The sequence below is a fragment of the Mycobacterium sp. E183 genome (assembly GCF_001667735.1).
Taxonomy (GTDB): Bacteria; Actinomycetota; Actinomycetes; order Mycobacteriales; family Mycobacteriaceae; genus Mycobacterium.
This window is the reverse complement of record NZ_LZJN01000147.1, coordinates 1-8907: the sequence shown is the minus strand read 5'-3', so window position 1 is coordinate 8907 and position 8907 is coordinate 1. Positions and strand designations below refer to the sequence as shown.

Genomic DNA, 8907 nt, shown 5'->3' with positions numbered 1-8907 from the left:
GAATCCCACCGAACACGTCGGAATCGACCGCAGCGGCAAGGGCGCCACGGGGTGGTTCGGCGCCAGCCGCGCGACGGTGTATGTCGATCACCCCGTGCACGCCCCCTACGGCCACACGGTCAACATCGACGTGATCAATCCGGAGCTCGGGCCGTCGCGCGGCTGGCGCCGAACCACCCCGTGGCGCCCTTGCCGCTGCCGTCGATTCCGACGTGTTCGGTGAGATAGGTGCACATGGGCGGCCTAGCCTTTCAGGTGGGTGGCGAAGAAGTCGTCGATGCGCCGCCAGCCGTCGACCGCCGCCTCGGGCCGGTAGGCGGGCCGATCGACGGAGAAGAACGAGTGGCCCGCGCCCTCGTAGGAGTGGAACTCGTGCGGTTTGTTCAGCCTGTTCAGCTCGCCGTCCAGCGCGGCGACCGCGGCCGGCGCCGGGAATCGGTCGTCGAGCCCGAACAGGCCCAGCAGCGGGCAACTCAGGTTCGGCGCCAGCTGCAGGATCGGTTTCATGGCCTTGGGCATCCCCTCCGGCGGATCCTCGACGATGAAGGCGCCATAGCAGTCCACCGCGGCATCGAACGGCAGCGAACACGCCGCCAGGTATGCGTGCCGCCCGCCGGAGCAATGCCCGATCACGCCGAACCTGCCGTTGGCGCCCGGCAACGAGCGCAAGTGCTCGACCGCGCCCGCGACGTCGCCGACCAGGCGCTCGTCGGGCACGCCGCCCGCCGCCCGCGCCGCCGCCGCCGCATCGTCGGGCGACGCGCCCGGCGCCTCACGCGAATAGAGGTTCGGGGCCACGGCGTGGAAGCCGCTGACGGCGAGCCGCCGGACGAACTCCTTGGTCTCGCGGTCATAGCCGGGCATGTGATGGATCCACACGACCCCGCCGCGAGCGCACTCGGCGAGCGGAGTCGCCAGGTACGCCTCGATTTCGTCGCCGCCGTGACCGGTGATGGTGATCGTCTCCGCACGGATGGCGTCTGGGCTGACCGCGTTCATTCGCGACTCCTCTTTGGGCTCCCTGGTCGGCCGCAACCCGACGCGGAGCGCGTGCGGCCGGTCCGGGCCCGCCCCGCCGGAACCCAACGTAGCGGAACACCCCCACGCCGTCAGCGCCGCTTGTCGCGCACCTTGTACGTCGAGGGCCACGACTTGCGGGACTCGTCCCCCGTCAACGGGATGCCCATCCCCCCGACCTTCACGTTGTAGGCCTCCTTGCCAGGACCGACCTCCCGATTCGCGTGCTCCTGGGCAAGGAAGTACAGCTCGTCGATCGTGGCCTCGTCGTAGGCGACGAACGAGGTTTCCCGCGCCACGTCGTCGATCCCGGCGAGCATCCGCTCGGGCAGCACCCGCGACGCCAGCGCCGCCAGTCCGAACAGCGTGAACGGAATGAGCCAGTAGCAGGCGTACGACAACGGAGTCCTGGTGTCCAGGATGGTGGCATCGCCCCGGATGAGCGGCGGGATCGCCGACGACACCGTCATGACGGCCAGGGTTCCCACCCACACCCAGCTCAGGACGTTGACGGCCCGCGCGAACAACTCGGTCGTGCGCACGTCCGCGGGCTGCTCCGCGGCGGCGAACGCGCGCACGAACGGCTTGCCCGTCAGCGTGCCGGCGAGCGCGACCACCAGGAAACCGGCGATGCTCAGCGGGAGTATCCACCGGTGGGAGAACCGGTCACCGAGCGCGAAGGTCAGCCCCGTCAGCACCACAAATACTGCGGCGGAACCGATTTCGAGCGTCCGCTCCGGCTTGCCGGTGAGGTGCCCGATCGCCAGTGCGACGGCAGCGACGGCCAGCCCGACGAGTGCGGCCGCCGGCAATGGGACGTTACCGACGAGCACCCAATAGACGATCCACGGCGCAAGACCAAACAGCATGCCCACGAGGGGTCAGTGTATGAGTGACGGTTTCCGTGGTCCTCGGGGGCCGGGTCGAAAATTTGGTCCGCGGCCCACGACCCCCGCCGCGCGGCGTTCTCGGGCCGCCGGATTCCCGCGGCGCCAACGGCTTTCCCGGCGAAAGGTGACGCCGCGGAGAGGGCTTATGGCCCTTGGCGCGCGGCCGTGCGGGGGTCAGTGTTGGAGCGGTACGGATCTGAAGGCTGTCACCGCGACAGGGTAGGGCTAGGTCGAGCTATGGGTCGCACGGCAACGCCGGCTGAAGGCGTGGTGGCGATCGGCGCATCCGCCGGGGGCATCGAGGCGTTGAGCGAACTGGCGGCGGGGATGCCGCCGGACTTTCCGTTCGCGGTCATGATCGTCATCCACATGAGCCCGGGAGCGCCGTCCCTGCTGGCGCAGATCATCAACCGAAGCGGCCCGCTGCCCGCGGTCGCGGCGGTCGGCGGTGCGGTGCTGGAGGCCGGCCGGATCTACGCCGCCGTGCCCAACCACCATCTGCTGGCCAGCGACCACCGGGTGGCGCTGTCGGACGGACCGTGGGAGAGCGGTCGCCGACCCGGTATCGACGCACTGTTCCGGTCCGTCGCGCTGGACTATGGCCCACGCGCGATCGGCGTTCTGATGTCGGGGCTGCTCGACGACGGCGTGGCCGGACTGCGCGCCATCAAGTCCAAGGGAGGGGCCACAGTGGTTCAGGAACCGAGCGACGCGCTGTTTCCCGACCTACCGAAGAACGCCATCAAGGCCGGCCTGGCCGATCACACGGCCGCGGCAAAGGAGATCGGCAGCCTGCTCGGGCGGCTCGCCGACCGGAACGTCGAGGAGCCGGCGGCCGATCCCGACGGGCGACTCGAGTTGGAGAATCAGATCGCGATGGACAGCCAGTTCGCCGCATCCGTCGGCGTGGAAGACCTGGGCCCACCGACCGGATACACGTGCCCGAGCTGCAACGGAGCTCTGATGTCGGTTGGTGACAACGCCTACCGCTGCCAGGTCGGCCACGCGTGGACGGCCCAGGCGCTGCTCGTCGCCTACGGCGACGAACTCGAAGAAGCGATCTGGGCGGCGATCCGCAACCTGAAGGACACCGCGCGGCTGTCCCGCACCCTCGCCGAGAACGCCGAAAGCGCAGCGGATCTGGAAGGCTATACGGTCGCGGCGAACCGGGCCGCCCACGCGATTGCCGCGTTGCGGCAGGGCCTGCTGACGGCGAAGGCCGACAGTCGGAACGGCGGGAGCACCTAAGCGGTGTGCAACGCCATCGCCAGGAAGTCGAGACGCCACAGCGACTCGAACAGTTTTCGCCCGAATTCCCTTACCAGTTCGGCATTTTCGGGGCCGACGTCGCCCTGGCGGGCGACGTGCTCGATGATCTCCCGAATCGTCCGGCGGCCGTCGACCTGCTGAACGAACGGCAACTGGGCCGGGTTGAGCTTCAGCTTGCTGCCCGGCAGATGGATATCGTCCCCGGCGAGCAGGCACGCCGTCCGCAATAGCGGAACATAATCGAGCGCCTCGGGCGTCGAGAAATCGATCGCGTAGTGCTCTTTCGGGCGTTCGGGGCGGCACGCCATGAAGAAGTGCGTGGCATTCGCCGGCTGCAGGCGTTCCATCACCGACCACAGCTGGACGTCGGGCAGCTGGTTCAGCAGCGCCTGGAACCCGCTCGCCGGCGCGACGACGTCGTGCGGGTAGTACGGCGTCTTGTGAAACCAGCCCTGGAATGCCAATCCGGCGGCGCCGACCAGGTCCAGGCATTCCGCGACGGTGTAGCTCCGCTGGCGACTGTGCAGGAACGTGTCGACCAAAGCGCCGTCGGACACCAGATCGCGCGCGCCCTTCAGATACGGGCGGACGGGGTGATCCGCGGGCAGCACCGCGATCGCCTCCTTGACCATGTGGACCGATGCGTCGTCCTGCCCCAGCCCCAGGTCGCGGAACGCCGATTCGAGCATCTCGACGCCGATCCGGCCGTACTTGGCGTACAGCATGACGGCCAGCACACCGTCCGCGCGCAGGCACCCGCCGAGCGCCTTCAGCCCGGTCAGCGGATCCGCCATGTGGTGCAGGACGCCGGTGGACACGATGAGGTCGAAGTCGCGCCCGAGCGTCGCCACCTCTTCGATGGGCAGCAGGTGCAGCTCCAAGTTGTCCAGGCCGTGCCGGTCTTTCAGGTACCGCTCGTGTTCCAGCGCCTTCCGGCTGACGTCGATCGCGACCACCCTGGCGGCGCGGTTCATGAACGCGAAAAGCGCAGCCTGGAAGGTGCCGCAACCCGCGATCAGAATGTCCAGGTCCGGTACGTACTCCCGGTTAGGCCACAACACCCGGTGCGCCCAGAACGGATCGAACCAGTCCCAGTGGGTCTTGGTCCACGCCGCCAGATCGGTCACCGGGGGCGGGTATTCCCAGCGATCGTATTGACTGGACACGCCGTCGCTCCGCGGATCGTCGGTCACTTCGGCGCGGCTCCTTCGCGGTGGCGGTCGCGACCAACTTACTGTGCCTTGGGCCGTCCGGCTTGCTTACGGCGTACCGGCTCACATCAGCGGGGGCCCTGGGACCAGCCAGATCAGCGAACTGTCGATGAGCCCCCGGTACTGCGGGCAGTAGGCGGCCACGGACAGGCCGACGAAGTAGCTGGCTTCCTTCATCGAGAGATCGGTGTCGCGCTTCACCTTCATCGCCAGCACGCTTGCGTTCGCGTTGTTGTCGAATCCGGTGCACACCCGGTGGGCCATCGCGATCGCGACGTCGCTGTCTCGGACTTCGATCCCGTAGTTGGCGAGGGACGCGATGAACGCGTCGTCGCCCGGGTCGGCCGACGCCGGCGCCGACGCCAGCAGCTCGAGCACCGACAGCAGGACCGCACAGACCGCCGGCCACTTCCCGCGACGGACGTTCATACCGGCGCGGTGCCGATCAGTTCCAGGCCGACTGAGGGGCCTTCGCCTGGCTCACCCCGTGCTCGCTCTGCCCGTTCGTCTCCGGCGCGGGGACCGCGCGCAGCCCGACCGGCCGTTGGCGCCAGCCCGCGTACCCGAGCGCCACGCTGATCGCGGAATAGACGACGGCCTCCGTCCACATGAACCCGACGCCCCACTTCCTCCCGAGGAAGATCGGCTCGTCGATGATGCCGCTGGAAGCGGCAATGGCGTAGCCCGCGTGGGCGTACGCGATGCCGGCGAACGCCCCGCAGAAGAATTTGCTCACTTCGCAATTCATTGCTCGTCCTCCCTGAAGTTGTGTGATCTCACTGTCGCCCCGCCCGCCGAGAGCTGGTAGGGGCCAAGGTCCTCGCCCAGCGGCCCCTTGGTCGCTGATCCGACCTAGGCCGGTCCGTTGACGATGCGATCCCGGATGCCGGTGGCGGTGGTGAGATGCCCTTCGGCGGAGTTCATGAATTCGCCGGCATGGCGCGCCTCGTTGGCATCCTTGTCCTCGACCGCGGCGACGCAGAAGTGGGACGCGGCATCGAAGTCGTCGAGGCTGGCCTGCAGCGCGTCGGTGAGTTCTTTGTCGGGGGACGGCAGGTGCCCCTGGAGGAAGCTCGCCGCGTCGTGGCCCTCGTGGCAGGCGGCCCCCAGGGCGGCGTAGTCATGCTCCCCGATGGCGAATGTCGCCTTGCCCATCGCTATCCCCAGGTCTTGCATGTGGTCTTTGGTCAGTTCGACCCATCCGCGCACGGCCTGACCATGCGACGTGGTCGTGGTGGTCGTGCCGCCACCGCCGTTGTGATTTCCAGCGGAGCAGCCCCCGACGAAGAGGACCACCGCCGCAGCGCCCGCCATGGCTTGCTTGATCACCACCGGCCTCCTAACCCTGTGCTGGTGGTGATCTTCGTTCGGGCGGCGCCGGCTAGACAGGGCACAAAGCCTCTAGCTCTGGCACCAAGGTGCCCCAAATCCGGTGACTGGATTAGCGACTGCAGACAACGACGGGCAGCGAAGCTCGCGCCCATGCCGCGCCTGTGATCAGCAGCCGACCGGGCCGCCACCCGCGGGGCAGGTGGGAATGGTGATGGGTATGCAGCCCACCGACGTCGTTGAGACGGCGAATGCGAGCACGAGCGCAATCAGAACTTTCTTCCCCCTGGCCATAACCAGGAAGCGTAATGCCCGGCTGCGTTCCGCTTGTCGGATTGCGCAAAACGCAAGCGCCTCAACGTCGAAGACGCCAGCGCGTGACGCCGGCGAAGAGCATGGCAAGCACCCCCAACACGGCCATATTCGTGAGCCACGCCGAACCGGTGTGCTGCCAGAGCGAATCGTTCGAAATCCCCGCGACCAGTTTGGTCAGATCGGCCGTCGACGCAGTCGCCGCGAACCCCCATCGTCCGGGCGTCAGCCAGGCCAAGGCTTCCATCAACGGTCGGTCGGTCACCGGGATGAAGCCGCCCGCGAGCACCAGTTGCGCCATCAGCGTCATCGCCAGCAGCACGATGACCTGATCGCCGGTGCGGGCCACGGCCGAAAGCGCAAGGCCGAGAAGGACGGCCACTACGCAGGTCGCCGCGACGCCGACGAACAACTCGACGGCCGGGCTACCCAGGACCACCGCACCAGACGGGCCGGGCTTGCCGATCGCGGGCGCCGTGACGATCGCAACGAGTATCGCGGATTGGATCACCGCGACCGCGCCGAAGACGATCGCCTTCGCGAGCAGGTATGCCGACGCCGATAGTCCCGCCGCCTGTTCGCGCCGGAAGACGGCGCGTTCGCCGACGAGATCGCGGACGCTCAGTGTGGTTCCCATCAGGATCGCCGCGAAGCTCGTCAACGCGACGATGTGTTTGGCTTCGAACGGTGGTTCGCCAGGCGCCGGCATGTGGCTCAGGCCTGCGTGACCGGTGACGGTCAGCGGCAGCAGGCCGACGATGAACGGCAGCACAGCGAGGAAGGCGAGGTAACCACGGTTCGCCACAAGCAACCTCACCTGGCGACGCGCGAGCGTCGACGTTTGACGCCATATGCCGACAGGGGGCGGTTGGACCGGCTGAACGAGCGCGGGACGGCATACCGTGTCCGCTTCCTGGGAGTCTCGCCCCTGCATGAACCGCCGTTGGAGACCGTCCGGATCGGCGCATACCCTGGTGAAGATGTCAGCCCAATCTGAGGCTCCCAGATAGGAACTGAGCCGATCGGGAGGGCCGCAGAAAACCGTCTTGCCGCCGGGTGCGAGCAACAGCACCTGGTCGCACACGTCCAGGAACGTCAACGAATGCGTGACGACCACGACCACGCGGCCTGCGTCGGCCAACCGGCGCAGCATGGCCATCACCGAGCGGTCCAGCGCGGGATCCAGCCCCGTCGTCGGTTCGTCGAGCACCAATAGGTAAGGGCTGGTCAACAATTCGACGGCGACCGACACGCGCTTACGCTGGCCGCCCGACAACCTGTCGATGCGAGTGTCAGCGTGGGGTGTCAGCTCGAGTTCCTCGAGCACGGTGGTGATCACCCGCGCGCATGCGCTTGCGGTGGTGTCGGCGGGCATCCGGAGTTCCGCCGCGTACTGCAGTGCCTGTGCGACGGTGAGCCGGGCGTGCACAAGGTCGTCCTGTGGCACCATCCCGATCTCGCTGCGCACTGTGTGCACGGCCCTCGCCTCCAAAGACGCCGTCCCACTGGTCGGCCGATCCTCCCCGGCGGCGACCTTGGCCAGAGTGGACTTGCCCGCGCCCGAGGGGCCGATCACCGCGGTCAACGTGCCGGGGCGCGCCGCGAACGAAACCCGGTCCAGCAGAACCCTTTCGCCGTCAACGGCGAGGCTGACATCGCGCATCTCCAGGCCGCCGGTCGCCGCGGGCAGGAATCGGTTCTCGCGCTGGACGCTCCGATTAATCGGGATCGACCCGAACGGCTCTGCCGGGAATCGCCAGCGGGCGCGCATTTCCGTGGCGTTCGCGGCTTCGTCGGTCCGATTCTTGAGGGTGATCGGCATCGTGGGCTTGTCGTTATTCATTGAGATCTCTCATCCGAGGAAGTACGCGAGTGGGAGGACAACCAGCAGTGAATCGATGCGGTCGAGGAGGCCACCGAATCCGGGCAGCCAGTCACCGGCGTCCTTGACCTGGGCCTGTCGCTTGAGCATGGATTCAAGCAGGTCACCGAACAGACCGCCGATGGAGACGGCGATGAGCAGGCCGACGGAGATGGTGCCCAACAGGGTGAGGATTCCGAACGCGCCGATGATCGCGCCGACCATCCCGCCGACCGTCTTGTTGGGGCTCAGCGGGGACAGCGGCGTGCGCGCCCATCGCATGCGGCGCAACCCTTTTCCGCCGCACCACGCCGCGACGTCGGTGGCCGCGACGGCGAAACACAGCAGGTATGCGTCCGGTCCCACCATGACGAGGTGGGACAGCGACCAGCAGATCCACACCGAGGCGAAGGCGGCGGAGGCGGCGCGCCTGGCGCCGTTCTCGACGTCGCCCTGAAGGACCGAGGGCGCCACGCACAGCAGCACGATGATCGGCGCGAATTGCAGGAGCGAGGGGCGCAGCCACGCCGCGACCGGGTATGCCACGGCCAGGACCACAAGCACGTAGGTGTCGGCCCGGCCCAGCTTGACCAGTCGCGCGTACTCGATCACCGCGACGACCGCCAGCGACGCGGCCAACCCCGCCGTCGTGCCTTGGCCGGCCCAAACCGGGATCCCGACAGCCGGTGCGATCAGCACCCAGGTGCGCCATTTCTGCACCAGCTCGCGCTTGCGCGAGACCAGGACGGCGGCGCCCGCGACGGCGAGGATCGCCACCGTGACCCACATCAGGAACACAGCCGTCGAGTACATGTGGACGTGCAGCGGACCCACGTCGATGTTGAGCGGCATCCGCCGATCGAGATGAGGAAACCAGCGGTCGAGGAGTGACATGGTGGGCCGCCGGTTCTAAGACGCCAGCGCGAAGCGGTCATCGGCCACGACGTCGCCCCGCAGCGCCAGCACCTGCGACCGCAGTTGCGGTGCGGAGGTGGTGTGGGGATCGACGGGCGTACCG

10 protein-coding genes and 1 pseudogene are annotated in these 8907 nt (G+C 68.0%); 2 read left to right on the top strand and 9 right to left on the bottom strand.

The window, feature by feature from the left end; genetic code table 11:
• Positions 1–22: 22 nt before the first annotated feature.
• Positions 23–100, top strand: a pseudogene (locus A5691_RS28695) (DUF6295 family protein); the annotation flags it as partial.
• A gap of 34 nt (positions 101–134) precedes the next feature.
• Here the strand turns inward: A5691_RS28695 and A5691_RS28690 are convergent.
• The 3 genes from A5691_RS28690 to A5691_RS16830 form a co-directional block, all read right to left on the bottom strand.
• Positions 135–236 (bottom strand): DUF6295 family protein, encoded by a 102-nt coding sequence (locus A5691_RS28690; protein ID WP_231969385.1) that lies wholly within the window; start codon positions 234–236, stop codon positions 135–137.
• 7 nt (positions 237–243) lie between these two features.
• A complete protein-coding gene (locus A5691_RS16835) occupies positions 244–999 on the bottom strand; it encodes a dienelactone hydrolase family protein (protein WP_068014842.1) in 756 nt (251 codons plus the stop codon).
• A gap of 110 nt (positions 1000–1109) precedes the next feature.
• Positions 1110–1892: a hypothetical protein gene (locus tag A5691_RS16830; protein WP_067749979.1), complete on the bottom strand. Its 783-nt coding sequence runs from the start codon at positions 1890–1892 to the stop codon at positions 1110–1112.
• 252 nt (positions 1893–2144) lie between these two features.
• Between A5691_RS16830 and A5691_RS16825 the strand changes: the two genes are divergently transcribed.
• Entirely contained in the window at positions 2145–3155 is a 1011-nt protein-coding gene (locus tag A5691_RS16825) for a chemotaxis protein CheB (protein WP_067749977.1), read from the top strand.
• On the opposite strand, the gene A5691_RS16820 is transcribed toward A5691_RS16825, so the two are convergent.
• The 6 genes from A5691_RS16820 to A5691_RS16795 form a co-directional block, all read right to left on the bottom strand.
• Positions 3152–4369: a bifunctional 2-polyprenyl-6-hydroxyphenol methylase/3-demethylubiquinol 3-O-methyltransferase UbiG gene (locus A5691_RS16820; protein ID WP_067778824.1), complete on the bottom strand. Its 1218-nt coding sequence runs from the start codon at positions 4367–4369 to the stop codon at positions 3152–3154. The genes A5691_RS16825 and A5691_RS16820 overlap by 4 nt on opposite strands.
• An 81-nt stretch (positions 4370–4450) precedes the next feature.
• Positions 4451–4816, bottom strand: a complete 366-nt coding sequence (locus A5691_RS16815; RefSeq protein WP_067749975.1) for a DUF732 domain-containing protein — start codon at positions 4814–4816, stop codon at positions 4451–4453.
• A gap of 16 nt (positions 4817–4832) precedes the next feature.
• Positions 4833–5123: a hypothetical protein gene (locus tag A5691_RS16810; RefSeq protein ID WP_067778821.1), complete on the bottom strand. Its 291-nt coding sequence runs from the start codon at positions 5121–5123 to the stop codon at positions 4833–4835.
• A 116-nt stretch (positions 5124–5239) separates the two neighbouring features.
• Positions 5240–5716, bottom strand: coding sequence for a hypothetical protein (locus A5691_RS16805; RefSeq protein WP_156669953.1), 477 nt, complete (start codon positions 5714–5716; stop codon positions 5240–5242).
• 355 nt (positions 5717–6071) lie between these two features.
• Positions 6072–7871 carry an ATP-binding cassette domain-containing protein gene (locus tag A5691_RS16800; protein WP_068014840.1) on the bottom strand — a complete coding sequence of 600 codons (1800 nt, stop codon included), beginning with the start codon at positions 7869–7871 and terminating at the stop codon, positions 6072–6074.
• 9 nt (positions 7872–7880) lie between these two features.
• Positions 7881–8783: a phosphatidate cytidylyltransferase gene (locus A5691_RS16795; RefSeq protein WP_068266701.1), complete on the bottom strand. Its 903-nt coding sequence runs from the start codon at positions 8781–8783 to the stop codon at positions 7881–7883.
• Between the last annotated feature and the right edge of the window lie 124 nt (positions 8784–8907).